Source organism: Thermococcus gammatolerans EJ3 (assembly GCF_000022365.1).
Lineage (GTDB): Archaea > Methanobacteriota_B > Thermococci > Thermococcales > Thermococcaceae > Thermococcus > Thermococcus gammatolerans.
On sequence record NC_012804.1, the window covers coordinates 1221712 to 1248265 of the forward strand.

The following is a 26554-nucleotide window of genomic DNA, read 5'->3' on the forward strand; positions in this document are numbered from 1 at the left end:
CATTGAATCCCTCTCAACCTCAAGGTACTCCTTCGGTTGCAATAAGACTCTAGGAGAATTGAAAGGACTTTGGTCGGGGCCCGCAAAGAGTATCCGAACCTCTCAAGTTGCAATAAGACTCTAGGAGAATTGAAAGTTAAGTGTTCATGAATTGATACTGGAAGTCGAAACACGTTGCAATAAGACTCTAGGAGAATTGAAAGAAGCGTTGTTATTTGCCTCATGCCGATCCCCCCATGTTGCAATAAGACTCTAGGAGAATTGAAAGTTTGTCGGGGACTACTTCGTAATGGCACACAACGGCTGTTGCAATAAGACTCTAGGAGAATTGAAAGAACTCGTAACTGAAGATGTTATAGTTGCTTCTATCGTGTTGCAATAAGACTCTAGGAGAATTGAAAGGAGTTGGTCGTGTGGGTTGGGGTTATCAGTGCATGCTTGTTGCAATAAGACTCTAGGAGAATTGAAAGTTCTTCTATGACGTATTTATTGATTTTACTGATTATTGGTTGCAATAAGACTCTAGGAGAATTGAAAGGAGCGAGGTTGGGCATCTCCTCAGCGACGGGAGTGGGTTGCAATAAGACTCTAGGAGAATTGAAAGAAGAGTGCACAAAAGAATACATTTCAACTAAAGAACGTTGCAATAAGACTCTAGGAGAATTGAAAGAACAAAAAACGTGTTTGACTTCCCGGCCTTTACTTTTGTTGCAATAAGACTCTAGGAGAATTGAAAGCCTAATGGCCCCGGTGGTCGGGGCCGCCGACCAAAGCAGTTGCAATAAGACTCTAGGAGAATTGAAAGACGGGAGCACGGCGGAGATCGAGTACACGGTCAAGGGTTGCAATAAGACTCTAGGAGAATTGAAAGGGTTGAACGTCACGAACTGGCTCAGGCCTTCGTACAGGTTGCAATAAGACTCTAGGAGAATTGAAAGCGGAACAATAATCGGCGAAAAACCACTTTATCTTATCGAGTTGCAATAAGACTCAAAAAGAATCGAAAGAATTCCTCTCCGGACATCTTTTAGATAAGATCACGGTCGAAAACCCCCGCAGATCTCAACTTTCCCCCTACCTATTGGAATATTTCTCCAAGGACGGGCTTTTATCCAAAATCATGGGAGTAATTTATCCTCAATAAAAATTCATTTCCATCCTGCGATATTCTTTAAAGTTTCAATGCACCTTAAATTTTCAGTTCAATATAATACAATGGGACAGAAAAAATTTTTAACAGTAACTTTCGAGAACAGGACGTAATGGACTGGAGGTGAACACTGTGAAACAGAATAGGAAAACAACTTGGCATATTGCAATCCTGATTGGGGTTCTGGTGCTGGTGAGCACTGCTCCTCTGGAGCACCCAGCCGAAGCTTCAAACACATCCATTCAGGGATACGTGGATGCCCTTAAAAGCGCGTTCCGCGAGCTTACCGACAGGGATCTCCAGGGCACCGTCGAGGTAACTCCAGGCTCAGGGTTTGAAATAGATCCCAACGCAAAAGTCGTGAAAGTTGGGGCCGACGAGTTCACGAAGTCCTACCACGGTATCATTGGGGGCAGGGGCTTCTACCTGGTCGCCTACGGGCTGGTCAACCTCTCCATCCCCAACCTGCCCGGAAACGGCGCAGATCCCCTGTGGCACTTCAACCTTACGTTGAAGAAGGGCGAATTCAAAACCGAACTCGCCACTGAGGTCGTGACCTACTGGCTCCTCGAGAAAGTCGGAAGCTACAATGGGGTCAACCTGAAGAAGATCGCAGAGTACAGGAAGAGTGAGGTGATAAGCGAGTACAAAAAGATCGGAAAGGCCAAGCAGGTGGAGTGGCTCTTCAAGTACCTCAACGACAAGACGATCAAGGACGTCATTACCGGTGTGTACTGGGGAGACTATCCGGACGTTTACGGCTGGACGTGCAAGAGCTCCCTCCTGTACAGGGAGATCAAGAAAACCTATCCCTACGTCAAACCGCCCGTCCCGCTCTCAAGCCCAAAGAAGATAGAGCATGACTCCTGCCTGATAAACGTTCTGCCGATCTACCACCTTGGAATAAAGCTCGGCAACGAAAAGCTCTCCTACACGGTAATCCTCTTCAACCACACCTCGCGGGAGTATATAATCGGAATAAACAAGACCTCTTCGGGCTACACAGTCGGCCTTTGGATAAAGTACCTCAACATGACGACACTGGAGGTAAAGCCCCTCTGGTTCGACTCGTCCGAAAAGCTCACCCTGACTTTCGTCGACGGATACAACCTCACTATCAGCTCCGCTGACGTCGGGAAGACCTTCACAACTCCTCTCGCTGGTGGATTCTGGGAGTTGGAGTATCTGGATCTGTACTTACACTCCTATTGGTGGGGAATTCATGAGGTGCACAAACCTAAGCTCAAGTGGTATGATCACAAGGGATACGTTATCATAGAAGAGTACCTCTCCAGCCTTGCTGGCGACTCTCTGAGAGCATCCTTAAACGTCTCAGCCTGGAGTGATAAGATGCTCAAAATTGAAATGCTCTACCTCGTGGACAGCAGCTACAAGCAGGAGATTGACTACGGAAACGCCACAGTCAACCTAACGCTTGAAGACATCGGGAAGACTTTCATACTTGATAGGGAGACGGGACTCGTGGTAGGGCTTCAAGGCGAAGCACTTCCAGGATGGAGCTTTGTGGGGAACACAAGAATCGATCCGAGGAAAGGGGTCATAATTCTCACCCCCGACGAGTGGGGAAGGAGGGGTGCGGCCTGGTTCGATAAGCCAGTTGACCTCTCCCGGCCCTTCACGGCAACCATAATATTCTACGCCGGACACAAAGGAGGAGCGGATGGAATTGCGGTTGGCTTTCAAGCCAGAGGACTTGACGCCCTTGGAGGGAGTGGAGGCGACTGCGGTTTCAAGGGCATCACCCCGGCCGTTGGGTTCAAGCTCTGGGAGTACAAAGAAAAGGTAACCTTCGTGGACGATGGAAACGAGGAAGACGTTACCGGGGGAGTTTCCTTCGCCGACGGGAAGGAGCACGTGCTCAAGCTTTCATGGAACCCGACAACGAAGAGCCTCACCCTTGAGGTCGACGGCCACGTCTATGCCAGCAGAACTATCGATCTGAACGCAAAGTTCGGATCCGCAAAGGTGTACTTTGGAGTTACCGCGGCAACGGGTGGAAGAACAAACCTTCACTACTTCGTGCCGGCCGATGAGTTCATGCTCGCCGCCGTGCCTGAAAAGGCAAAGACAATGCTCTCCACTTTGAGTGGACTCGGGCGGGATACCATCGAGCTCGCCCCTATTGTCAGCGATATGGAAACCGCTCTAAAGGAAGAAAACTACCGGAAGGTGCTCCAGGACTATTACACCTTCAGAACTCAACTGGTTAGAAGGACTCTTCCAGAGATAAAGGAGAACCTCAAGGACACCCTTATTGTCCAGCAGATGAACATCTCCTCGATAGCACTTGATGCGCTGGTACAGGCCATTAAGAAGGCGGCGTTTGAGGGGGACGTGGTCTCAGCCCTTAACTACTCCGAATCCGCCCACAACCTTGCGCTCAATATGAGCGAGCAGAAGATCGCGGAGATGATCCGGGAGATCAACAAGCTCAAGGAGCAGCTGAGGGAACACGGGGTCTCGGTGTCTTCAATGGACGAGAAGATAAGCTCAATAGAGGAGCTCAGAAAAGAGGGCAGATACGTGGAGGCGTGCCGCGTTGCCGCATCGCTCGAGACAAAACTCAGGGAAGTACTCAACATGACCCTCATGGTGGAGGAGAGGATAACGGGCCTCCAGAGCCTCTACAAAGCCTCAAAGATCGGGGAGATCAGTGAGGATGAGTTCAACGCCGGAATAGCCCGGGCCAAAGAGCTCATGAGGGAGTGGAAGTTCAGCGAGGCCATGAGGGTCCTCTCGGATCTGGAGAAGAAGATAATGCCCTGGCAGCTTGTTGGAGATGCGTACTTTGACAACTCTACAGGTGTAATAGTTCTTACACCCGATCAGGCCTCCAAGAGAGGAGCTGCTTGGTTCAAATACCAGGTGAACCTCTCTAGGCCATTCAAGGCGATCTTGATGTTCTACGCTGGAAGGCAGAGTGGAGGTGACGGAATCGCGGTCGGCTTCCAGTCTCTGGGTCCCAAAGCCATCGGAGGATATGGAAGCGATTGTGGTTTCCGCGGCATAAGCAGGGCCGTTGGGTTCAAGCTCTGGGAGTTAAACAGGGAAATCTACCTCGTTACTCCCGGAGGAGAAAGGAAGCTCGCTGACGTCAGCTTCGCGGACGGTAAGGAACACAAAATGACCATCTACTGGGATCCAAAGACCAAGACTCTGACCCTCGAAGTTGACGGCAGGAACTACACCCAGGTGAACGTAGACATTCCGGCGTTGCTTGGCTCCGAAACGGCCTACTTCGGCGTCAGCGCCGGCAACGGGGCCGCCCACAACCTCCACTACTTCGTACCACTTGCCCTGTACGTTCCAGGGGAAATGAAGGCGAAACTCAAGATAACAGGAACCCCTGAGGGAGCCGAAGTCTACATCAACGGAACACTTAAGGGCAAGATTCCGGTCGAACTCACGCTCAAGCCCGGCAAATACTCGATCACCATTAGAAAGGAGGGTTACAATGAGAAGAGCCTGACCATCACACTGAAACCCGGGGAGAGCAGGGAACTCAGTGTAGCCCTCGAGAAGGTTCAGACTTCAACGACTTCCGTCGTCAGGACCACGACCTCTTCCACCACGCACAGGGAACACTCGACGACCTCAACGACCACAACCACCTCCAAGACTGGAGAAACGAGCTCGACTACAGAAAACACCGGCACGAGCAGCAGCTCAAAGAGTGGTGGCGGCATTTGCGGGCCTGCCTGGCTCGTACTGCTCGTACTGTTGCCCGTACTCGCAAGGAGGAGGCGCTGAGCCCCTCCTCAACTTTTTTCAACTTCCACCCCATTCTTCCACAATTACATAAAAACATTAACATGCAATTCTGCAATTGGGTAAGATTAAGTGGACTCCGCCATCTCCATGACCCTGTCGAAGACTGCCCCGTGGTTGCCGAAGGCCTCGAACATCCTGTCGGAATAGCCCTTGGACGCCGTCTGGAGGAAATCCCAGAGGTTGCGGTTTATTTCATCGCTCACTGGAACGTGGAGGGGCATCGGCTCGTAGTAGTCTAGCCCCTTTATGAGGGCCGTTGAGAAGTACCAGAGTGTTTTTCTCACCTTTCTCCCGCTTATCTTGGAGAAGCTCGCCTCCATGCAGTTGAAGGCGGCGTGGAGAACGATAATCATGTTGATCTCAACACCCTTTCGGAGGAGTTTTAGACGCCCCCTGTTGGAGGACAGATCCTTGATCCTGTACCCGCTTTTAGTCTTCGTATCGTAAGGAACCTTGATGCCGTAAATGCCCTCCACTCTGGGATCGTAGACAAGAACGTCGGTACCTCCGACTATGTACAAGCTGTCCCCCCTGACCTCGACGACGGTGTTTTCGGTGCTTAAAACGGGAAGACCGCTGGCCAGTGCCAGTACTGACATCGTACTTTTCCCCGTGTGCGGGTAGCCCACGAAGAGAACCGCCCGTCCGGAGGGGGAGACAACGCCCACAGAGTCAGTGACGAAGATCCTGCCCTCCTTGGCCCCGGCCCTCGCCGCGGCCTGCAGGGTGAAGAAAACCGGGGCCTCGTTTCCGTACGCAGAGGGGACGCCGGATTCTATTTTGTACTCGTCCCGCCCGAGATGATCGTAAACAGCACTGAAAACCCTGAAGCGCTCCCCCTTAAAGCGTTCTATGAGAACGCGCTCCCCCCCATTGGTCTCTCTAACGTCAGGGAGGTACCTCCGTGCAAAGAGACTTCTCAGACCTTCCGGGAACCCATCGTCGAGTTCCCCGGTTATAGAGAAGGGGACTCCTCCGATCTCCAAATCCATCGTCATCCCAGAGTGGGTGGAGCGGAGGGGTTAATAACTTTATCGAAACCGAAAAGGGGAAAAAGAACTCACTCCAGAGCCGCGAGGAGCTTCTCCATGAACATCTTCTCGGGGTAAGCTCCCTCGAACTGAACCTTGTCCTCTCCGTCCACCTGGATGACTATCTTCGGAACGGCCATGACGCTGTACTGGTCGGCCCACTCGGGGTATTCAATCGCCTCGACCATGTCGCCGAGTATCCTGCCCTTGCCGGCGTTGGTGTTTTCGATGGCAAACTTGTGGGCCATTCTAACTGCCAGCGGACAGTAGGGGCAGGTTGGCGTTACGAAGACGAGTATCCTGACGTCCCTGTCAATCTTCGCAAGTGCCTCCTTGCTCTCGGGCATGAGGTCGGTGGTCATGTTGCTGACGTCGACTATGTCCTCAAGGAAAGCGCTGAACTCATGGCCGGCCGGAAGGCCAAAGAACCTAACGCCGACGTCCTTTCCGTCGTGGGTTATCGTAACGGCCGGAGCGCGGTCAATCCGGTACTGCTCGGCTACCTTCCTGCCTTCTTCGGTGTCGAAGTCGTAGAACTCGTAGGTGAGCTTGTCGGTGAGCTCGCTTAACTCCTGGACGAGCTGCTTGAGCTGGTCGCAGTACTGGCAGTGCTCCTTTCCGGTGAAACCAATGATCTTGACGGGGTTCGTCATTTTGGAGAAGAACTCCTCCTTTATGATCTTCTTATCGGCATCGCTAATCAGTCCCATCTATCACACCTCCATCTAAAGGTTTATAATCCTCGCGAACCATTTTCTCCGGGTGAAAATCCCCAGGTTTGCAACCTTAGGTTGAATGATCACTATATAAGCTTTACGTCACAGGTTTGGGTGGTGTTGGGCATGCCTGAGAAAGAGCCGGACTTGTTTTATATCCTCGGGAACAAGGTGAGGCGCGACTTGCTGAGCCACCTCACGTGCACCGAGTGCTACTTCAGCTTTCTGAGCAGCAAGGTCAGCGTTTCCTCAACTGCCGTTGCCAAGCACCTTAAAATAATGGAGCGCGAGGGAATCTTAAAATCCTACGAGCGGGAGGGACCCTTCATAGGGCCCGCGAGGAAGTACTACAACATAAACATCGCCAAGACGTACGTCGTCACGATTACCCCCAACATCTTCTGGTACCGTGGGCTCGACCTGGGCGAGGGATCGGAAGTCCCAATAGAGCTCCCGGAGGAGCTTAAAAACCTCGGGGGGATGGTTCTAACCTTCAGGGACTTAAGCAAAAAGCTTGAGGAAGTCCTCAGGGAGCTCCAGGCGATAGAGAGCCAGCGGAACAGGCTCATGGCGATGATCAAAGAGACATACCTCAAGGAAATCGGTGACATGACCCAGCTGGCAATCCTCCACTACGTTCTCCTCAACGGCTCGGCCACCGTTGACGAGCTCAGCGACAGGCTCAACCTCAAGGAGAGGGAGGTGCTTCAGAAGGCGAGCGAGCTGGACAGGTTCGTTCCGTTAAGAATAAAAGACGGCGTTATAACGATAGATGACGAAAGGCTGAAGGCAAAGCTCGGCGGTGAAGGCGATGCCGGAGAAGATTAAAATCGTTGTTAACGAAGACCGCTGTTATCTCTGCGGTGGTTGCGCCGGGGTCTGCCCGACGTTGGCGATAGAGGTGCACTCGAGCGGCTGGGAGTTTCTGCAGGACAAGTGCATAAGTTGCAGGATATGCATCAACGCCTGTCCGGTTGGAGCGCTGAGCGCCGAGCCCCTGGAGGTGAAAGCATGAGCTGGAAGTACGATGTCGTCGTCGTTGGGGCAGGAATAGCAGGGCCCATAGTCGCCAGAAACGTTGCCAGGGCAGGTTTTTCTGTCCTGCTCATTGATAAAAAGTGGGCGATAGGCACTCCAAAGCAGTGCGCCGAGGGCATAAGCATAAAGGTCTTTGAGAAGTACGACATTCCCTACGACAAGCGCTTCATCAACCGCGAGATTTACGGAGCAAAACTCTACTCCCCGAGCGGTTACGAGCTTGAGATGAGGTACAAGGACGTCAGCGGTGTTATCCTCGAGAGGAAGGTCTTCGACAAGATGCTCGCCTACTACGCCGCCAAAGCTGGAGCCGACGTTCTCGCGAGAACTGAGGCCTTAGACGTCATAAGGAAAGATGGAAAGGTCGTTGGAATCAAGGCCAAGCACGAGGACGAGCCGATTGAGATTTACGCCGACGTTATCGTCGCGGCTGACGGCGTTGAGAGCACGATAGCGAGGAAAGCCGGCATAAACACCTACGCCCCACCGCATGAGTTCGATTCGAGCTACGAATATGAGATGCTCATCGAGGGATTCGACCCCGATTTAATCCACCTCTGGTTCGGCAACGAGATAGCACCTCGCGGTTACGTCTGGGTCTTCCCGAAGGACGAGGACAGGGCCAACGTGGGAATTGGAATTAACTCCGACAACCCGCAGACGGCCAAGTACTACCTCGACAAGTGGCTGAAGGAGAACAACATACCAGCTAAGAAGCTCCTCGAAATAAACGTCGGAGTCGTCCCGGTTGGAGGCTTCGTCAAGGAGCTCGTCAAGAACAACGTCCTCGTCGTCGGCGATGCAGCAAGGCAGGTCAACCCGATGCACGGCGGCGGAATGGCGGAGGCGATGGAAGCGGGAACGATAGCGAGCAAGTGGATAGTCAAGGCCCTCGAAGAGGAGAACCTCTCCCTGCTCCAGAACTACACCAAGGAGTGGTGGGAGACCGACGGAAAGAGGCTTGAAAAGGTTCTAAAGGTCAGGCGCGTTACCGAGAAGCTCACGGATGAAGACCTCGACCTCTTCATACAGGTTCTCAGCGGAGCAGATGCGGAGAAGATAGCCGGCGGAGACTACGGAGAGGTCATAAAAGCCCTCCTCAAGCATCCGAAGGTCCTCATGAGCAAGAGAAGGCTGAGCCTTCTTAAAAGCCTTCTCTAATGCACCTGATTCCCTTCCCCATTTTTCTTGAGAACACCACGATCTCAGCGGGCTTGCCCATTTTGATACTGCCCCACGGGAAGTTAAGCCTCCTCTCGCCTTCAAGTCTGTAAAGTAAGACGGTGTCACCATTGTCCTCAACTACTGTAAAGCCCTCACTGTTCTTCAGGCATTCTATCACCTCACACCATCCATCTCTACAAGGAAGTGGCCTAGGAAGTAAGCCCTCCAAGATTTCCAGATGGACGAGCCTGGAAAGACTCTCAATTTCGGGGGGACTCATAGTGTACAGTCTCCGGAGTGCAACGAGAAAAACAGGGAATCGTCTGTCTCCACTTTCAACACCGTATCCAAGCTCTCTAAAGGGATCCCGTGGAAAATCTCCATGAAGGGCATTCCTTAGTTTGATTATCCTGTTGACCCATACCTGTATTTCCAGTGGCTCCCCGAGGAGGGAAAAGCGCCTGTCGAGGGAAAAGCCCCTACTCAAGTTTAAGTCTCTGAGATAGCCAAGCTGCAGACCCAGCTCAGGAACATTGATGAGAAGACCGTTTTTCCGGAGAACTTTGTAGCCCCTGACAAAAGTAGTGTAGGAGTCTTCGACAAGATCGTCAAGCTCCAGTGCAAAGGAGTAGAGGCTTAGATCGGATAGGCCCAAAACGAAAGTAGACTGGACGTCCAGCAAAAAGAGCGAGTCAATGCTCTGGTTTTCTATCCTTTCCTTTAGCCTCCTTAAGGTTTCACCGGCATCTCTGGCGAGAATATTCACCAAGTGTTTTAAGTCTTTAAGTCCTTTGCTATTCAGACTACTATTCACTGAAACAACCCCCACAGTTACATCTGGTGACTTTTTAACTTTAAAATTATCGAATTCCGAACACCGAAACTTTAATAACCAGAAATGAGGTATGAATATATACTGCTTCATGACAAAGGGGAGTTGGAGGTGTCAAGATGCCCGCTGGAATGACTCCAGGAGTCTTGGGTCTAGGGGCTATTGGAGTTCTTGGAATAATTGTGTTCCTGATAGCCCTGTTTGTAGCTGGTCTCTTCCTGTACTTTGGAGCAAAGATAGTCGGGATCGAAGACGCAACCATCGGCAAGTCAATGATAGCCGTTTTAGGCGGTGGAATATTGGAGGCTATATTGTCGATTGTTCCAGTTATAGGCTGGTTGCTCGGCATAATAGGTTACATCTGGGTCATAAAGGCTGTCTTTAACACAACGTGGCTAAAGGCTTTCCTGGCGTGGATAATGACTATAGTAGTGGTTATCATTACTGCATTCGTCTTGGGCGCAATCATTGGACTCTCCATTTCAGCAGTCCCGTGATTTTATTTTTTCCACTCCTTGCAGTTCATGTCGAGGCAAATCTCGTACTCCCTGCCTTTCTCGCGAATCTTCACAACTGGAGCGCCGTTGCAGCAGGTTTTTCCGGTGGGAATCACTTCTCCGCGCTGGAGGATTGGATAGGTGACGTTGCACTTCGGCCAGTTGGAACAGCCGACGAAGCGCTTGCCGGTTTTCCTGTTGTATTTGAGAACCAAGTCGCCGCCGCACTTGGGGCACTTGCCGAGGACTAAGCGCTTCCTGGAAGACTCGGAGGACTTGGCGTTCTCACCCTTACTGGCACCTGACCTTGAGGAAGTCCCAGAGATCTCAGAGCTCTTTTCAACTTTCACGGAGTCCTTCGAGGTCGTCTCAAGGAGCATCTTTCCAATGTCCAGTTCTTTCTCCTTGAAGACCTTGAGGATTTTAATCAATTGCTCCTTGCTCTCCTCGATTACCTCGTCCCTCTTCGCCTTCCCGGCCATTATCTCCTCCATCTTTTCCTCGAAGGCCCTCGTGAGTTCAACGCTGACTATGTCGGGGACGTTCTTTTCTAGGGCTTCAACGACGCGCATTCCCAGCGGTGTAACTTTTATCTTCTTCTTGCCCTCGATGTAGCCCCTCTGGTAGAGAGTTTCCAAGATTTGCGCGCGCGTTGCCTTCGTGCCGATGCCCAAATCTTCCATTTTCTTGATTACTGCCGCCGGGGAATACCTCGCGGGAGGCTTGGTTTTCTTCTTCTCGCGCTTGATCTGGATAACCTTGACTGGCTCGCCTTCCTTGAACTGGGGAAGGATTACCTCGTCGAACTTGACGTATTTCCCATAGACCTTCAGCCAGCCCTCCTTGAGGGTTCTCGCACCGCTCAGGATGAAGCGATGCCCGTTGGAGTTTATGATCACCCTCATGCTCTCCCTTACTGCCGGCTCCATGAAGAGCGCCAGAAAGCGCCTCACTATTAGGTCATAGAGGTTTTGCTCATCCTTTGTGAGCTCTCCAGGCTTTGGAAGCTCACCGGTGGGATAGATTGCCGGATGCGCCGGGTCTTCCTTCTTGCCCTCGACGGGCTTGAACGTTCCCTTGCCTAAGAGCTCGTGGGCGAAGGGCTTGTACTCCGGCAACTTCGCGATGTTCTGCAGTATGGAGCGGAAGTTGAGGTTCTTGGGGAGCTTCTGTGAGCTTGTCCTCGGATAGCTTGAGAGCCCGCGCTCATACAGGCGCTGTGCGAGCTCTAAAGTCTTCTTCGGGCTGTAGCCGAAGGCCGAATATGCCTCCCTCTGAAGCGTTCCGAGGTCGAAGGGCACTGGTGGGTTCCTCTTCTGCTGTTTTACTTCAACTTTCTCAACGAAGGCCGGCCCCTTCTTGGCCTCGCTGACTATTCTCTTCGCCTCTTCCTCGTCCCATATCTTGTCCTTCTCGTAGGTCGCCGTGTACTGGCTGTTGTTTTTCTCAAGAATCATCTTGATGACCCAGTAGGGCTTCGGCTTGAAGTTCTGGATTTCCTTCTCGCGCTCGACTAGGAACTTTAGGGTTGGCCCCTGAACCCTGCCAGTGGAGAGAACCATCCACTTCCCGCTGGCGCGCTTTATTGCGGATGTTAAGGCCCTTGAAAGGTTCACGCCCCAGTACCAGTCGAGGACGTGGCGCGCTATTCCGGCATCGGCCATCCCGAAGTTTATCGTCGGCTCGAGGTTGTACCAGGCTTTGAGGAGGTCTTTTTTCGTTAAAGCGGAGAACTTCATGCGCTTGGCCTTTGATGGGTCAACACCGCAGGCGTATTTCAGAGCTGTATAACCGATGACCTCGCCCTCGGTGTCGTAGTCGCAGGCGACTATGAACTCGTCGGCGCGCTTGGCGAGTGTTGCCAAAGCCTTGATGTAATCTTTCGCATAGTTCTTGCCCTTTTCGGCGACGTAGACCGGCACCCATTCGATGTCAAAGACAGGGTAGCCGTAGGTTTTGGTTTTCGGGGCGAGGGAGAAGAGATGGCCGACGGCAGGGGCGACGATTACCTTCTTCCCGTCGCGGGTGAACTCGTAGTAACTCACCTTTCCTATCGTCTTCCTGACGGGCTTGCCCTCAGCCAAGGCGTAGGCGATTTTTCTCGCGACGTTGGGCTTTTCGGCTATGATGAGCGTGACCATGAGGCATCCTGAGTGTGTGGGATCGGGGATATAAAAATCCTACTGACACCCGGTTTAGGTTTTTCATGTGTGAAACGAAACGTCCCGAGGTCAGGGATGAGAGACTCCAACAAAACCGCCTGTTTTAAAGTGTACGGAATTGCATGGCCTCTTGAATAGTTAACATTTTGATCAAACTTTTTGCCAGAAAAGTTTCTGTGGTGCCGGGGCGGGGCTTTGAACCCCGGACCTCTCGGTTTCTCAGGCTCCCCCGAAGGGGAGCGGCCCTATGAGCCGAGCGCTCTGACCAGGCTAAGCTACCCCGGCACGGCCCGAGCGCTCGACCTATACCTTTCGGAAGAGCTTTTTAAATCTTTCGATGCCTTAAAGCTTGAAAATGCCGAGGAGCCAGATGCCTATCGCGATGAGCAAAAGCCCAGCGATAACCGAAAGCTCCGCCGAATGCCTCACCATCGCCCTCGAGAACTCCTTGCTCTCCCTCAAGCTCCCCATCGCGAACAGTATCGTGAGCAGGGGGAGGACGAATATCAGGTTGTAGAGGGCGAGGAGGAGAAATACCATCGCGGTCGATGATCTAGCTATAACGGCCGCGTAGACGAGGTAGGGGCCGGCGGAGCACGGGAGGAGGGTCGTGGAAACACTGATCCCCAGTATAAGCGCCCCTATGACGGTCGTATCTGTGGAGAACATCTTCCTGCGAAGGGCCCTCTTGTCACCGGTCCTCGAGCGCTCTGCTATCCCAGTTGCTATGGTGTAGATGCCAAAGGCTATCGCAAAGTAGCCGGCCCACCTGAGGGGAATCCTGCCGGCTATGAACGTCAGGCCCAGCCCAAGGGTGTAGTACGAGATGTAGACGGCGATGACAAAGGATAGGCCGACGAGGTAGAGCCTCCTCTTATCCACGCCCTTCACCGAGAGCGCGATGAGGAAGAGGGTGTACACCGCGAAGGTGCACGGATTGACGGAATCGGTCAGAGCCAGAGAAAGGAACTGCGGTATAAAGTATGCCATGCCTATCAGGGAAAGAACGACAGCACTTATCCCGAAGGACAGCACGATTATCAGGAGCAGGTACTTGAACTCCCCCCTGCGCAGGATTTCCGCCGGCATGATACCAGCTAAGGAAGGGCCGATATTAGGTTTTCCTAAACCGATGGTTCTCAACCTCAGGAGTTTGAACGCTAGCATCTTCAACCTAAGGTTTAGGAAACCCATAAAATCCGGCCGGCTGAGACTCAAGCGGTGGGAGCATGATCATCTCAAAACCCTGCGTCACGATGAAGGGCGTCGTCATTGGGGCCTACTCGTGGGAGAGGAGGATAAAGCTCGACCTGAAGAAAACGGCCGAGTGTTTGAAGGAGAGGGGCTACGCCGTCAAGAAGCTCCTGCCCGGGATGATGCTCATCGTTGAGATGGAGGGCTATGAGGTGAGCGTTTACCCGAGCGGGAAGATAATTGTCAAGCTCTTAGAGGACGCCAAAAAGGGTGAGGAAATCGCGAGGATTGTTTACGACTGCGCTGGAGTTCTGGAGGTGGTAGCGTGAGGATTCCCGAAGATGTAAGAAAGGACATCCCGCTGACGAGCGAGGTGATTTATTTCGACAACACGGCCACTTCGCTCACGCCCAAACCTGTTGTGGAGGCGATGAACGAGTACTACCTCAGATACCGCGCCAACGTCCACAGAGGTGTTCACAGACTCTCCCAGATGGCGACGCACAGGTACGAGGAGAGCAGGAAGGTGGTTGCGGACTTCATCAACGCGAAGTTCGAGGAGGTGGTTTTCACCAAGAACACGAGCGAGAGCCTTAACCTTGTGGCTCTCGGCCTTGAGGGCATCTTCAGGCCCGGAGATAAGATAGTAACGACTCCCTACGAGCACCACTCGGATTTGCTCCCCTGGCAGAGATTAGCTAAAAAGCTCGATCTCAGGCTTGAGTTCATCGAAGGGGACGACGAGGGCAACCTCGATTTAAGCGATGCGGAAAAGAAGATTAAGGGAGCCAAGCTCGTCGCGGTCCAGCACGTCTCCAACGCGCTTGGCGTCATCCATGAGGTCGAAGAACTCGGAAGGATTGCGAAGGAGGAAGGGGCGATATTCGTCGTCGATGCCGCTCAGAGCGTAGGCCACATGGAGGTAGACGTTAAAAAGCTCCATGCGGACTTTTTAGCTTTCTCGGGCCACAAGGGGCCGATGGGGCCGACTGGAATTGGAGTGCTCTACATCAACGAGGAGTTCTTCGACGTCTTCGAGCCGCCGCTAATCGGAGGTGGAACGATTGAGGACGTTTCCCTCGACGGTTACAAGCTGACCGAGCCGCCGGAGCGCTTTGAAGCGGGAACGCCGAACATAGGGGGAGCGATAGGCCTCGCCGCGGGAATAAGGTACATAGAGAAGATTGGGATAGACAAAATCGAGAGGCAGGAGAGGAAGCTCGTTAAGAGAACCACCGAGGGACTTGATGAGCTCGAAATCCCCTGGTACGGGCCGAGGAACCTCGATAAGCACGCTGGAGTCGTTAGCTTCAACGTCCCGCCGCTCCACCCGCACGACGTCGCGGCGATACTGGATGAGAACAATATAATGGTTCGCTCGGGCCACCACTGTGCCTTACCAGTTATGAAAAAGCTGGGGATAGACGGGACGGTGAGGGCTTCGTTCCACGTCTACAACAGCCTTGAGGAAGTTGAGACGTTCCTTGGAGTCATGGAGGTGCTTGTAAAAAGTTTGAGGGGTTAGATGTGCAACTCCCCCAGCTCCACGTTTATCGTCTCGGGTGTGCGGTAGATGAACGCTCCCTGACCTTTGAGAACGTGCCTCCTCATCGGACCCGGGGGGACGCCGTTGGCCTCGTAGATCATACTCTGAACATCCGGGTCGTGGTAGAGAAGCAGAACCGGACCGGATATGTTCAGTAGGGAATCGGGGGCGTATTCGCTGGCTATGACGGTTGCCCTCTTAAGGGCGGGCTTTGTTAGGAGGGGAAGTCCCGCGCCTCCTGCTGTGGTGTACGTTAAAACCGCTGCGTCGTTGAGGCCCACCATGACTTTCTTTCTCTTCTCAACGGCGGCCGCGAGTATCAGGAAAGCGTTTCCGACGAGGGTTATGCTGTGGGCGTCCCCAAAGTCCACGAGGATGTTTTGGCCGAGTTCCGGCACTTCGCCCGAGTAGAGGAGCTGATCTATGGCCGTGTAGCTCTCCGCGATTACCTCGGAGTACTTTTGACCGGCCTTCAGCGCTTCCGGGACGCTTTCAACTTTCCCGGCCAGGATATCAGAGTAGAGGGTCTCGGTGAGTGCCCGGTCAAGCCCGTAAATGGTCTGTACTATCGTAGCGGCGGTGTAGAAGTCAAAGTAACCCTTTTCGGCCATCTTTACTGGGTCGAGGCCGCTTGGCTGTGTATCCCGGATTTTGAGGACAGTATCGAAGCCCACTCCATCAAAACTTCCCTTCGTGTCAAAAATTATCCTTGAGTATCCCTTCTTATGGTACTCCCCCGCCAGGTACCCAAGGGCTTTGTCGGGGAACGCCTCCATTCCGAATACTTTCAGAGTCCTGCCGTGGTAGGCGGGGTCGTAAAAGACGTCTTCACCTTCCCTCTCAAACAGCTTAACGGCTATTCTACTGTACCTCATGGAGTCCACCGATCCATCCTGGTGAACAAACTATAAACGGCTTCCGCTAGATTACCTTGACCATTCTCTCTCTCCAGGGACCCACCCTGACCCTGATGTAGCCCCTGAACTTCTCATCAACTTCCCTGTCGCCGGTGTAGACCCTCACAAAGCCGTCCTTGACCTTGGAGGGAGTTGCAATGACTATTATGTTCTCCTTTGGAACGTGCCTCAGAACCTCCGCGGAGAACTGCTGGTTCCCCCTGCCGAATAGGAAGTTAAGGCCCCCGATGACGGTGACGATGATCTTCGGGTTTCTCTCAGCAAACTTGAGGAGATCCTTCTCGGCCGCATCCTTCACGAGGAGCCGGGCCTTGCCGTCCTTTATCTCGACTACGTCAACGCCGAGGAGCGTTCCGTCTATACCCAGCCGGTCCTTGAGCTTCTTTATGGTTGAACCTGCCCCCAAGAAGTAGACGCCATCTTCCAGCTCCTCGGCGAGTGCCTCTATTGTTGCGTCGACGTCTTCGGCCTCGTCAGTTTTCGCGGGCTCCTTCGCCCCCTGGAGGAGCATCTCAACGTGGGGCGTGAGGGCCTTTCCGTAGTGCTTTGGCCTTACTTCATCGCGCCTGAAGGCGTTCTCATCGAGGTCCATCACGTCCCTCTCAATTAACGCTGCGTTTCCCCTGATGAACTCAACGAGCAGCCTAGCCGCATCCTCCGGGGATGCCGCAAAGACCCCGGAGAACATCTTAACGCCAGTCGGAATACCGAGGATTGGAATCCTTTTTCCGACGACGCTGAAGACGTCCCTCGCTGTTCCGTCCCCGCCTGCAAAGAGAATCAGCTCAATCCTCCCCAGCATTTCGCGGGCGAGCTCCTTTGTGTCCTCCGGGGTCGTGTCGGGTATCCTTACGCCAAGAACCTCCCGGTAGCCCACTTCCCTGTGCCTGATGACCTCGAAGGGGAATTCAAATTCCCTCAAAACGTTTTCTCCAAGGGGGCCCGGCCCCGTCAGAAACTCAAGCTTCCCGGCCTCTTCATAGCCGCTCAGCTCCCGCAGGAAGAGCCTTGCGAAATCCTCCGCGATGGGCCTCGCACCCCTCCTTATCGCTTCCTCCACGACGCCGTCTGTTCCCTTCAGGGCGACCCTTCCGCCCATCCCCGCTATGGGGTTGACTATGAACCCGATTCTCATCCTTTCTTTCATTCCTATCCCCGTCGAATTTATGAGCGAGGGCTTAAAGGTTTCACCTCATGTACTTCCTCGCGAAGACCGTGAGGAACACCGCCCACATGAACATTCCGAAGAGCGCTTCGAGCGATGCTATTGCCCGCCCAACGCCCACCGGATGGTAGTCCCCATAACCGAGGGTCGTCGCTGTCACTATGCTAAAGTACTCGTAGTCGAGGAAGCCCATACTGCTTGAGAGTCCCCGAACGCTCCCCGTCAGGAAAAATAGGATCGGGAAGAAAACGTTGACCGCGGCCAGCCATATCAGTATCGGCCTCTTCCAGTCGGTTCCGTATTTGCATGTCAAATCTGCGAAAAGCCATTCGAAGAGTATCTCCATCTTTTTAAGAAGCTTCCTCCATCCCCTTCTCCTCGCAGAGGCCTTTATCTTCCTCTTGGCGACCATCTCAAGGTAGTAGTACTCGTCGGCCTTTTCAAAGTCCCCGCTCCGCTCCCAGCTCGTTCTGGCGAGGCGATAGAAGACCTCCTCCGCGTGGGGACTGTTGAACTGACAGTCCTCCACGATAACGAAGCCCTCAACGTTGAGCTCCAACAGTAAAGTTGGAAGGACAGTGAGGTTCCAGGTCGGCGATATCACGAGCGTTGATCTGCGCAGGATGAAGTTGCTCTCGATGCGGACGTGAACGAACTCCGGCGAGAGGAGCCTGCTCTGCCTTATCTCGACGTGGCCGAAGACCTCAAGGTTTTCCAGGGTTAACCTTCCGGAGAAGCCCCTCACGGTGAGCCTGACCTGCCTCTTGAACCTCGGAGCTGTGTCGAAGCGTACGTCCCTCAGAACGAGCTCTCTCGCCCTGACCATCCGGGCTTTCCCCTCGGATACGCTGACGCCGTGCTCCTCGAGGATTTTCCTGAGGAGGGGGTAGCGGGTGTTTATCCCGATCTTCCTCACGTTCTTGAGGCCCGATATCTCGATGAATCCTATGATCTCCTTTCTCTCCCCGTATGCCGCCTCTTCTCCTCCTTCTCCCCCACCAACGTAGCGGGTGGAGTTTACCATGAGGTACTTAACGTCGGAATCGCGGACGGCTATGTGGCCGCTGAAATCAACACGGAGTATGTTGAGGCCGAACACCTTCGAGTCCTTGAACAGGAGAACTTCCAGTTTCGTGTCAAATACAATGACCCTCTCTATCGTCGAACCGACCACCACGAGACCCTTGATGGAAGAGCCGTCCACTATGAGGTTCTTGATGTGGGAGTTTCTAAAGACGAGCACCCTCTCGGATGTGAAGTCCTTTATCGTAACGTCGTACAGGTAAACTCCCTCAAAATAGCTCTGACCGGCCTTGAGTCTCTCCGCGAACTTCTCGGCCTTGATCCGCTTTATCTCTTCACCGAGAAGTCGCTCGCCCTCATCGTAGGGAATATGGAGGGGACAGTACTTCGATCCCTCAACCGGCTTTAGCCTGCACTTTTTCCCGTTGCTGTAGACGTACTCACACAGCGCTACTCCCCCCTGAAGAGTTCATAGATCAGGACGTCCACGAAGCCTTCCCCCGGAACGTACTGGTGTTTTCTCAGCCTGCCAACGAGCCTGAATCCGTTCTTTTCGAGAACACGGGCAGAGGCTACGTTTGAACTGAAAACACGGGCGTAGAGCTTTCTGAGGTTGAGCCACTCGAAGGCGTATGTGATCGCGAGAGAAACGGCCTCGGTCGCATAACCCTTCCCCCAGTGCTCCGGCCCGAGGAAGTAACCAAGCTCGGCGTTTCCACTGTGGAGATCAACGTTATGGAGGCCGATGAGGCCGAGGAGCGTCTTTTCCTCGTTCTTTATGATGGCAAAGACCTTCTCTCTCGCCTTTTCCCGCCTTATTGCCTCATACCACTCCATCTCGTCCTCGAAGAAAAAGATCTCGTGGGGTTTCGTGAGGTATCTCCTGACGGCCCTGTCGTTGTACCACCTCCACAGCAGGTGAACGTCCTCTCTCATCGGGACGGCGAGGCTGACTTTCCTCCCCTCGAGTATGGTCGGCCTCATCGCAAGCACCTTAAACTTAAAAGGGTCGTCCCGTATTTAAAACTTGATGGAGAGGGAGAGACTCATAGACATCGTCGCGAGGATACTTCGAAGGTCTGGCCTGAAGGTCGCGAGGGTCGAGCTTAGGGGAGGGTGTTTTGACCTCGTTGCGAGCGGACTCTTCACGCTCCTCTTCATAAAGGTCGTTACCAACATCGACACGGTTACGCCCGAACAGGCGGAGGACCTGAAGAGGCTGGCCAAGCTTTTCAAGGCGACTCCGATGATAGTGGGTGTGCGAACCAAGAACTCGGAGATAGAGGAGGGAGTCATCTACGAGCGCTTCGGGATATACGCCCTCAATCCAGCGACGCTCTACCGGGTTTTGATAGAGGGCGAACTTCCGGCGATATTTGCGGAACGCGGCGGCCTCTACGTTCGGATCAACGGGGAACTGCTGAAGAAGCTTCGTGAGAAGCACGGCTACTCAGTGGGGGAGCTGGCATCCCTCCTCGGGGTTTCGAGGAAGAGCCTCCTGAACTACGAGCGGAACGAGCAGGCGGTTTCGCTGGAGGTTGCGCTCCGGATGGAGGAGCTCTTTGACGAGCCCATAGCCGAACCGATCGACGTTCTAAGGGCAAAGGTCGACGTCGAGCTGAAGCCAGCGGAGCCGGAAACGCCCCTTGAGCAGGAGGTCTTTGAGAAGCTCAAAGAGCTCGGCATGGGAGTGGTCAAGGTGAAGAGGGCCCCCTTCAACGCCCTTTCAAGGGAAGACGAGGTCACGATTCTAACGGGGATAGACGAGAAGAAGACGCGCTCGACAGTCAGGAGGGCTGAGATGGTCGCTGAGGTCGGGAGAATCATCAACACGGGCGGCCTCTTTGTCCTGGAGAAGTCAAAGATGGAGGTCGTTTCCGAGGTTCCGCTGATCCCCAAAGAGAGCCTGAAGGAGATAAAGGACGTGGACGAACTCATAGAGCTCATCGAAGGCCTCAAGAGGGAGATAAGGAAGAGCATTTAGGAAAAGAGAACGTCCCTCCAGACTTTCTGGAGCTTCTCCACGTATTCCTCGGGTGAAGCTATGAGAACGGCCCATCTGGGGGTCTGCCGCCTCTTGAGTGCGTTGGCAAGGGGCGTTACCTTGGTCAAGGGCTCAAGCTCGCCGTTGTCCATAAGCACGTTTATCTCGGTCGCCTTAAGCCTCGGCTCGCTGAGCATCAGATCGGCGATGCTGAACTCGAGGATGACCTCTCCCTCCCTTGCCCCGACCTCACTCGCGAGCTTTCTTTCAAGTTCTTGTCTCTTCTTCACGTTGCGATAAGCTGCCAAAAGCTCCCTCTTCTCCTCCGAGCTGAGCTCCCCTGCCCCAGCCAGAACGGCAGCCTTGTAGAGGTTCCTGTATTTGACCCTCTTCACGATCTCCGATGGGAAGCCTTCGAGATCCTCCAGCTCAACAAGAACCCGGCAGTCTATCATCTTCCAGAAGTCCCAGAGGTGCCCCTCCTCAAGGGCGAACTCCAGGGCCCTGGTCAGCATCCCCTCCGCTATCTTGACTGTGTGGTGGAAGTAGACGCGCGAGTACATGAGCGAGCGCGCTACCATCATGCCCTCAACCGCCTCAACTCCCTTCTCCTCGACGACGAGCTCACCGTCGTGGATCGTCAGGACCTTCAGCAGTCTCTCCATATCTATTATCCCGTGAGCAACCCCGGTGTAGTGGGCGTCTCTGATGAGGTAGTCTATCTGATCGACGTCGACATCGCCGTGAAGGGCCTGACCCAGGTACCTCCTCTCATGCTTTCCAAGGATTAGATCGGCGACGGCCTTCGGATCGATGCCCCACCTCTCCAGTATCTCAGGTATCTCCCCACCACCGTTTCCCTCCGTTATGTCTATCTTGCCAAGGATTATCCGCTGGCCGAGACGCATGTGGTCGTATTCCTGCGTGTAGTGCTTGTAGATACTCTCAAACGTGTGACTGAAGGGGCCGTGTCCGATGTCGTGGAGCAGGGCGGCCGTTTCGAGGAGGAGGGCCTCGTCCCGGGGTAAGCCAAGCTCGGCAGAAAGCCTCTTGGCCACGTTCCAGGCCCCGAGGGAGTGCTCAAAGCGGGAGTGGTTGGCGCCTGGATAGACCAGAAACGCGAGACCGAGCTGCCTGATGTGCCTGAGCCTCTGAAACTCGGGGGTTTTCACAACGTCGAGGACAACACCGTCTATTTTCATACTTCCATGTATGGCGTCGTGTATGACCTTTGCCATGCACACCACCCGGGAACAGTTGCCAACGGACTTAAAATAGTTTTCCGCAGAAGGACAAAAGATCAAGGGAAAAATAGGACGAAATTCATCGGTACTCGCGCTCCAGGTGCATCTGTTCCACCTTCCCGATGTTTATCACCCGCAGTGTGCGGAACGTTTTTTAACACCGGCAGGGCAAGATACGAGCGGGGGAAGAGGAATGGAAGGCATATTCCGGCTCACCGACTTCAACTTTTATAACAAAACGGTGTTCCTGCGGGTCGATCTTAACTCACCGCTCAAGGACGGAAGGATAATCAGCGACGCGAGGTTCCGGGCGGTTCTTCCGACCGTGCGGAAGCTCCTCGAGGACGGGGCCAAGGTCGTCGTCGCCACCCATCAGAGCAAACCGTACAAGAGCGACTACGTGACGACTGAGGAGCACGCTGAAATACTCGGAAGGCTCCTTGGTACTGGAGTTGAGTACGTTGAGGATATCTTCGGACGGCTCGCGCGCGAGAGGATAAGATCCCTAAAGCCCGGCGAGGTTCTAATGCTCGAAAACCTCCGCTTCTCCGCTGAGGAGATCTTCTACAAGCCGCTCGAGGAGTGTGAAAAAACCCACCTCGTCAGAAAACTCGCCCCCCTGTTGGACTACGCTGTGAACGACGCCTTCGCCGCTGCCCACAGGAGTCAGCCTTCCCTGGTGGGCTTCGCCCGGCTCATGCCAACGGTTGCAGGCTTTCTCATGGAGAAGGAACTCATGGCCTTAGAAAAGGCCTACGAACACGGTGAGAGGCCTAGGGTTTACGTGCTCGGCGGAGCCAAGGTCGATGACTCTCTGAAGGTTGCGGAGAACGTTCTGAGGAAGGGAAAGGCCGACCTCATCCTGACCGGGGGTTTGGTGGCTAACGTTTTCACCCTCGCCAAGGGCTTCAACCTCGGCGATGCCAACATCATGTTCCTCGAAAGAAAGGGCCTCCTCGAGCTTGTGGAGCGGGCCGAGAGAATACTCGACGAGTTCTATCCCTACGTCAGAACACCGGTTGATTTTGCCGTCGATGTGAACGGCGAGCGCGTTGAGGTCGATCTCCTAAGCGATGAGAAGGAACTCTTCGACCGCTATCCCATACTCGACATAGGCTCCAGGACGGTTGAGAAGTACCGCGAGATACTCCTGAAGGCGGGAACAATCGTCGCCAACGGCCCAATGGGAGTTTTTGAGCGTGAGGAGTTCGCCCTCGGAACGGTGGGGGTCTTCAGGGCGATAGGGGAGAGCAAAGCGTTCAGCGTTGTAGGCGGCGGTCACTCGATAGCGAGCGTCTACCGGTACAACATAACCGGAATAAGCCACGTCTCGACTGGAGGGGGAGCGATGCTGAGCTACTTCGCCGGCGAGAGCCTACCTGTCATCGAGGCCCTGAAGGAGAGCTATCGGCTCTTCAAGGCCCGAAATTGAGAGATGGCCTTTCCGCCACCCGTTCTGGAAGGTTCAAAAGCGGAGGCCAATCAATCACTTCCGGCGTTGATGGTCGGAGCCCTTGCCACCTAAAAACGCCTCCACGCCCCGAAGTATTCCCTCCATTCCCTCACCCGCCGGCTTGGGGATGAAAACGTCGGCTATCGGGGTTATCCCGCTCCTCTTCGGGTTTATCTCTATCACCCTTCCCCCGTGCTCCTTGACGACGTAGGGGATGTATGCGGCCGGATAAACGACCCCGCTCGTGCCTATGACGAGAACGACATCAGCCTTAGAGGCCAGCTCAAAGGCCCTCTCGAGTGCATCCTGCGGAAGGGGCTCGCCGAACCACACCACGTCCGGCCTTAGAAGGGATCCACACCGGGGACACCTCGGAAGATCCTCCGAGGTCAGGAACTCCTCGAGTCTTCCGCTCTCCTTCAGGTTTTCCCTGTAGGCACAGGAGGTACAGCGAACCCGAAAGATGTTGCCGTGAAGCTCTATCAGGTTTTCCGTTCCCGCCTCACGGTGGAGGTCATCAACGTTCTGAGTTATTACAGCTTTGATGATCCCCATCTTCTCGAGCCTCGCAAGGGCCAGATGGGCCCGGTTCGGTCTGGCCTTCGCTATGAGCCTCATTCTCCATTTGTAGAACTCCCACACCAGCTTGGGGTTTCTCCTGAAAGCTTCGGGAGTTGCCAGTTCTTCAGGTTTATAGTTCCTCCAGAGCCCGTTGGCGTCCCTGAAAGTGGGAACGCCGCTTTCTGCGCTTATCCCCGCGCCGGTGAAGGCTATGGCGAACTTCGCCTTTGCCAAAATCCTTCCGGCTTCCTCGCAGAGCATGATCCCCTTTGGGAGGCAAAACTTAAATTTTTAACTGACCAATTCTAAACGTTAAGATGGCATTCGAGTGGGTGTCGCCGATGGCTCCAATGGAAAAGGGGCTATTATCCATATTCTTCTGGGGCTGCACATAACGTCCTTCTACGAGTTCCTGAGGGAGAACATCATCGCGTACTACGTTCTCTCGGCGATGCTCCTGACGACGATCGGAGCAATCACCATAATGTCCATACGTAAGGAGGAGGTGGGATGAATGTGGTGGGAAAAACCCGGTCATCTGCGAACTGTTGGTAACAGGCTTTTCATCGGGGAGCACGACGTCGTTGAGCTCGCCGAAAAACACGGAACGCCCGTTTACATCTACAACCTGGGCAGAATACGGGACAACTACCTCAGAATGACTGATGCCCTCAAGAAAGCAGGGTTCAGGGAATGGAGGATACACTACGCGATGAAAGCGAACAACAACAGGGAAGTCCTCGGATTGATCAGGGAGCTCGGCGGTGGAATAGATGCCACCTCGCCGGGTGAGGTTAAGCTCGCAAGGGAGATCGGCTTCGAGGACGATGACATAATATTCACGGGAACATCCCTCAGCAACGGTGACCTTGAATTCCTCGCCAAAACGAAAGTGCTCATAAACTTCGACTCCATCTCCTCTCTGAGACGCTTCAACGGCGAGGAAGGGCGAAAGGTCGGCCTCAGGATAAACACCGGCGTCGGGATCGGCAGGGTTGAGAAGACCACAACTGGTGGGCTAGAGGCAGGGAGCATTCCCGTCAAGTTCGGAATCTCCGGAAAAGCCATTGACCGGGCCTTTGATCTGATAGAGGAGAAGGGCTTCGAGCTTCACTGCCTGCACCACCACGTTGGCTCGGACTGGGTTGGGGAGAAGATCGGCAGATACTTCCAGGCACTGGACAACCTCCTCAAGGTGGCCGAAAAGGCAGAGGCTCGCTTCGGCGGATCCGTTGAGGTTATCGACCTCGGAGGGGGTTACGGAGTTCCCCACAGTGCCGAAGAGGAAGAGTTCCCCGTTTACGAGTTCTTTCAGCGGGTTAAAGAGCACATGGAGGAGTACGGCTTCGGCGACCTCAAAGTCATCGTGGAGCCTGGAACCTACCTTGTGAGTGACGCCGGCATTCTGGTGGCCCAGGTCAACACAGTGGAGGAGAAGAACGGGAGGATTTTCGTGGGTGTTGACGCTGGTTTAAACGTCTTCAACTCGCCCGCCCTCTACAACTACTATCATGAAATTGTGGTCTGCAACAGGGTCTCCAGCGAGGAGAAGATGGTCGCCACCGTTGTCGGGAACATCTGCGAGAGCGGAGACATATTTGCGGTAGACAGGGAGCTGCCTAAGATAGAGGAAGGGGACTACATAGCCATACTGAACGCCGGGGCCTACGGATACGTCATGGCCAACAACTACAACCTCCGCCCCAAGGGAAAAGAAGTCGTCGTTGGCCGGTCCCGTTCGATTTTCTGATTAATTCTTCCTATCCTGTTTGGAGACTTCCAGAGTCTTCGAACGTTTTTTGAATTTTCATTCAGATTTTCGTGGGAGGGTTTAAATTGTATTCATTTGGACATTGAACGGGGTGAGAGAGATGCCGGTCTCGGAGGGAGTTGAGAGAAAAAAGGTCACCACGTCACACGGTCGCTATTACTCCGCAAGAATAGCGGCGCAGAGGCGGAAAAAACTCATAGTGATCCAGAACATCAGACGGAGGAAGGGAATTCGGGGACTGAGGACAAGCACGATACACGTCGAGAAGAAGCGCATAACCCGGGGGGAGGCTCTGGCAATCCTCGTGGGGACTCAGATAGGTGCGGGAGTACTGGGCCTACCATATGCCGCCAGCAAGGTCGGTCTCATCCCAGCGCTGGCAGTGCTCATCGGCGTGATGTTCCTCATGCTCTGGACGGGCCTCATCGTCCTCAGGTTCTCGGCAGGAATGGGCGGGGCACAGATGAGCACGGTAGCCCAGAGAACCCTCGGAAGGGTCGGTGGCTGGCTGATGTACGTGAGCATCTCCATAATGAGCTTCGGAGCTATCTTAGCATACATAGCTGGAATGGGAAGCGTCTTCGCGGGCCTCTTCGGGATAAACGAAACGGTTGGAGCGTTCGTCTTTTGGGTTTTGGCCTCGTTCGTCGTCTATCACGGCCTCGAAGCCAGCGGAAAGACGGAGCTGGCGATGAGCTACGTCATGCTGGCGCTCTTCATAGCGGTTACCCTCATGCTGATTCCCCACGCGAAGGTGAGCAACGGCCTCTATGCAGACCTCTCGGGAATCCTGAGCATAACTGGTGTCGCAATCTTCGCACTCGGCTGCCACACGGTAATCCCAGACGTTTACAAGGGCCTCGGAAGCTACGAGGAGACCAAGAAAGTCCTCGTCTGGGCGTTCATAATACCGACGGCCATCTACGCGGTATTCATGGTCGCCTTCCTCCTCGCCTTCGGCAGGAACACGCCCCAGATAGCCACGCAGGGCCTTGAGCTCCTTTACGGCCACCTTGGAAGAATCGTCGGCAATCTCATCCCGCTCCTGGCAATAACCACGAGCTACATCGGAATCGCCTTGGCTCAGCAGAGCAACAACGAGGAGTTCGTGAGGCTCAAGAGGCCGATAGCGTGGGGTCTGACGGTAATTCCACCCGCTCTGGTTTACTTCGCCGGCGTCAAGAACTTCGCTGACGTCTTGGCTTTCGCTGGCGATACTGGAGACATGATGGCCTTCATAATCCTACCGGTACTCATCTGGCTCGTCGACAGGCTGAGGCGTCGGTGAGCCATTTATTAATGTACTTTTTTGTG

The 26554-nt window shown here is 53.9% G+C and carries 23 protein-coding genes, 1 tRNA gene and 1 CRISPR repeat array (1 of these 25 cut by a window edge); of the genes, 12 read left to right on the forward strand and 12 right to left on the reverse strand.

Annotated elements, in window-relative coordinates:
• Positions 1 to 1007: a CRISPR direct-repeat array (repeat unit 30 nt; unit sequence GTTGCAATAAGACTCTAGGAGAATTGAAAG); it begins 434 nt to the left of the window's first position.
• 275 nt (positions 1008 to 1282) lie between these two features.
• Entirely contained in the window at positions 1283 to 4921 is a 3639-nt protein-coding gene (locus TGAM_RS06580; RefSeq protein WP_238516190.1) for a PEGA domain-containing protein, read from the forward strand.
• Between the two features lie 86 nt (positions 4922 to 5007).
• On the opposite strand, the gene TGAM_RS06585 is transcribed toward TGAM_RS06580, so the two are convergent.
• Positions 5008 to 5934, reverse strand: a complete 927-nt coding sequence (locus tag TGAM_RS06585) for a hypothetical protein (protein ID WP_015858915.1) — start codon at positions 5932 to 5934, stop codon at positions 5008 to 5010.
• A 68-nt stretch (positions 5935 to 6002) separates the two neighbouring features.
• Positions 6003 to 6683: a protein disulfide oxidoreductase gene (gene pdo / locus TGAM_RS06590; protein ID WP_015858916.1), complete on the reverse strand. Its 681-nt coding sequence runs from the start codon at positions 6681 to 6683 to the stop codon at positions 6003 to 6005.
• Positions 6684 to 6815: 132 nt separating this feature from the next.
• Between pdo and surR the strand changes: the two genes are divergently transcribed.
• Genes surR through TGAM_RS06605 form a run of 3 tightly spaced genes read left to right on the forward strand, consistent with a single transcriptional unit; the run spans position 6816 to position 8888 of the window.
• Positions 6816 to 7517 carry a sulfur metabolism transcriptional regulator SurR gene (surR, locus tag TGAM_RS06595; RefSeq protein WP_048811226.1) on the forward strand — a complete coding sequence of 234 codons (702 nt, stop codon included), beginning with the start codon at positions 6816 to 6818 and terminating at the stop codon, positions 7515 to 7517.
• Positions 7501 to 7704 (forward strand): DUF362 domain-containing protein, encoded by a 204-nt coding sequence (locus tag TGAM_RS06600; RefSeq protein WP_015858918.1) that lies wholly within the window; start codon positions 7501 to 7503, stop codon positions 7702 to 7704. Before surR ends, TGAM_RS06600 begins: the two co-directional genes overlap by 17 nt.
• Positions 7701 to 8888, forward strand: coding sequence for a geranylgeranyl reductase family protein (locus TGAM_RS06605; RefSeq protein ID WP_015858919.1), 1188 nt, complete (start codon positions 7701 to 7703; stop codon positions 8886 to 8888). The genes TGAM_RS06600 and TGAM_RS06605 overlap by 4 nt, the downstream gene beginning before the upstream one ends.
• On the opposite strand, the gene TGAM_RS06610 is transcribed toward TGAM_RS06605, so the two are convergent.
• Positions 8872 to 9657: a hypothetical protein gene (locus TGAM_RS06610; RefSeq protein ID WP_238516191.1), complete on the reverse strand. Its 786-nt coding sequence runs from the start codon at positions 9655 to 9657 to the stop codon at positions 8872 to 8874. The genes TGAM_RS06605 and TGAM_RS06610 overlap by 17 nt on opposite strands.
• A 185-nt stretch (positions 9658 to 9842) precedes the next feature.
• Between TGAM_RS06610 and TGAM_RS06615 the strand changes: the two genes are divergently transcribed.
• Complete coding sequence (locus tag TGAM_RS06615; protein ID WP_015858921.1) at positions 9843 to 10220, forward strand: hypothetical protein; 378 nt, start codon at positions 9843 to 9845, stop codon at positions 10218 to 10220.
• A 2-nt stretch (positions 10221 to 10222) separates the two neighbouring features.
• On the opposite strand, the gene TGAM_RS06620 is transcribed toward TGAM_RS06615, so the two are convergent.
• The 3 genes from TGAM_RS06620 to TGAM_RS06630 form a co-directional block, all read right to left on the reverse strand.
• The gene (locus TGAM_RS06620) at positions 10223 to 12361 is read right to left on the reverse strand and encodes a DNA topoisomerase I (RefSeq protein WP_015858922.1); all 2139 of its coding nucleotides are present in this window, start codon (positions 12359 to 12361) and stop codon (positions 10223 to 10225) included.
• A gap of 198 nt (positions 12362 to 12559) precedes the next feature.
• A tRNA-Met gene (locus tag TGAM_RS06625) sits at positions 12560 to 12667 on the reverse strand.
• A 57-nt stretch (positions 12668 to 12724) separates the two neighbouring features.
• Positions 12725 to 13471, reverse strand: a complete 747-nt coding sequence (locus tag TGAM_RS06630) for a cytochrome c biogenesis CcdA family protein (protein WP_015858923.1) — start codon at positions 13469 to 13471, stop codon at positions 12725 to 12727.
• Positions 13472 to 13611: 140 nt separating this feature from the next.
• Here TGAM_RS06630 and TGAM_RS06635 point away from each other — a divergent pair, with 140 nt between their 5' ends.
• Positions 13612 to 13905 carry a hypothetical protein gene (locus tag TGAM_RS06635; protein ID WP_015858924.1) on the forward strand — a complete coding sequence of 98 codons (294 nt, stop codon included), beginning with the start codon at positions 13612 to 13614 and terminating at the stop codon, positions 13903 to 13905.
• On the forward strand, positions 13902 to 15101 hold the full coding sequence (locus tag TGAM_RS06640; RefSeq protein WP_015858925.1) for a cysteine desulfurase: 1200 nt from the start codon (positions 13902 to 13904) through the stop codon (positions 15099 to 15101). Before TGAM_RS06635 ends, TGAM_RS06640 begins: the two co-directional genes overlap by 4 nt.
• On the opposite strand, the gene TGAM_RS06645 is transcribed toward TGAM_RS06640, so the two are convergent.
• The 4 genes from TGAM_RS06645 to TGAM_RS06660 are packed head-to-tail and all read right to left on the reverse strand — an operon-like array spanning position 15098 to position 19211.
• On the reverse strand, positions 15098 to 15997 hold the full coding sequence (locus TGAM_RS06645) for a hypothetical protein (RefSeq protein ID WP_015858926.1): 900 nt from the start codon (positions 15995 to 15997) through the stop codon (positions 15098 to 15100). The genes TGAM_RS06640 and TGAM_RS06645 overlap by 4 nt on opposite strands.
• A gap of 46 nt (positions 15998 to 16043) precedes the next feature.
• Entirely contained in the window at positions 16044 to 17174 is a 1131-nt protein-coding gene (locus TGAM_RS06650) for an ATP-NAD kinase family protein (protein WP_048811420.1), read from the reverse strand.
• A gap of 52 nt (positions 17175 to 17226) precedes the next feature.
• Complete coding sequence (locus TGAM_RS06655; protein ID WP_048811227.1) at positions 17227 to 18675, reverse strand: potassium channel family protein; 1449 nt, start codon at positions 18673 to 18675, stop codon at positions 17227 to 17229.
• A 2-nt stretch (positions 18676 to 18677) separates the two neighbouring features.
• Positions 18678 to 19211 (reverse strand): GNAT family N-acetyltransferase, encoded by a 534-nt coding sequence (locus TGAM_RS06660; protein ID WP_015858929.1) that lies wholly within the window; start codon positions 19209 to 19211, stop codon positions 18678 to 18680.
• Between the two features lie 46 nt (positions 19212 to 19257).
• Between TGAM_RS06660 and TGAM_RS06665 the strand changes: the two genes are divergently transcribed.
• Positions 19258 to 20211, forward strand: a complete 954-nt coding sequence (locus TGAM_RS06665; RefSeq protein ID WP_015858930.1) for a transcriptional regulator — start codon at positions 19258 to 19260, stop codon at positions 20209 to 20211.
• Here TGAM_RS06665 and TGAM_RS06670 read toward each other — a convergent pair.
• Positions 20208 to 21449, reverse strand: coding sequence for an HD domain-containing protein (locus TGAM_RS06670; RefSeq protein WP_048811228.1), 1242 nt, complete (start codon positions 21447 to 21449; stop codon positions 20208 to 20210). The genes TGAM_RS06665 and TGAM_RS06670 overlap by 4 nt on opposite strands.
• 208 nt (positions 21450 to 21657) lie before the next feature.
• On the opposite strand from TGAM_RS06670, the gene TGAM_RS06675 reads away from it, so the two are divergent.
• Complete coding sequence (locus TGAM_RS06675) at positions 21658 to 22887, forward strand: phosphoglycerate kinase (protein WP_048811421.1); 1230 nt, start codon at positions 21658 to 21660, stop codon at positions 22885 to 22887.
• Between the two features lie 54 nt (positions 22888 to 22941).
• Here TGAM_RS06675 and cobB read toward each other — a convergent pair whose 3' ends face one another.
• Positions 22942 to 23730: an NAD-dependent protein deacetylase gene (gene cobB / locus TGAM_RS06680; RefSeq protein ID WP_015858933.1), complete on the reverse strand. Its 789-nt coding sequence runs from the start codon at positions 23728 to 23730 to the stop codon at positions 22942 to 22944.
• Between the two features lie 67 nt (positions 23731 to 23797).
• Between cobB and TGAM_RS06685 the strand changes: the two genes are divergently transcribed.
• The 3 genes from TGAM_RS06685 to TGAM_RS06695 all read left to right on the forward strand — a co-directional run bounded on the left by TGAM_RS06685 (position 23798) and on the right by TGAM_RS06695 (position 26528).
• Complete coding sequence (locus tag TGAM_RS06685) at positions 23798 to 23983, forward strand: hypothetical protein (RefSeq protein ID WP_048811229.1); 186 nt, start codon at positions 23798 to 23800, stop codon at positions 23981 to 23983.
• Entirely contained in the window at positions 23984 to 25219 is a 1236-nt protein-coding gene (lysA, locus tag TGAM_RS06690) for a diaminopimelate decarboxylase (protein WP_015858934.1), read from the forward strand. It abuts the gene before it with no gap.
• 121 nt (positions 25220 to 25340) lie between these two features.
• Positions 25341 to 26528, forward strand: a complete 1188-nt coding sequence (locus tag TGAM_RS06695) for an aromatic amino acid transport family protein (RefSeq protein WP_048811230.1) — start codon at positions 25341 to 25343, stop codon at positions 26526 to 26528.
• The last annotated feature ends 26 nt before the right edge of the window (positions 26529 to 26554 follow it).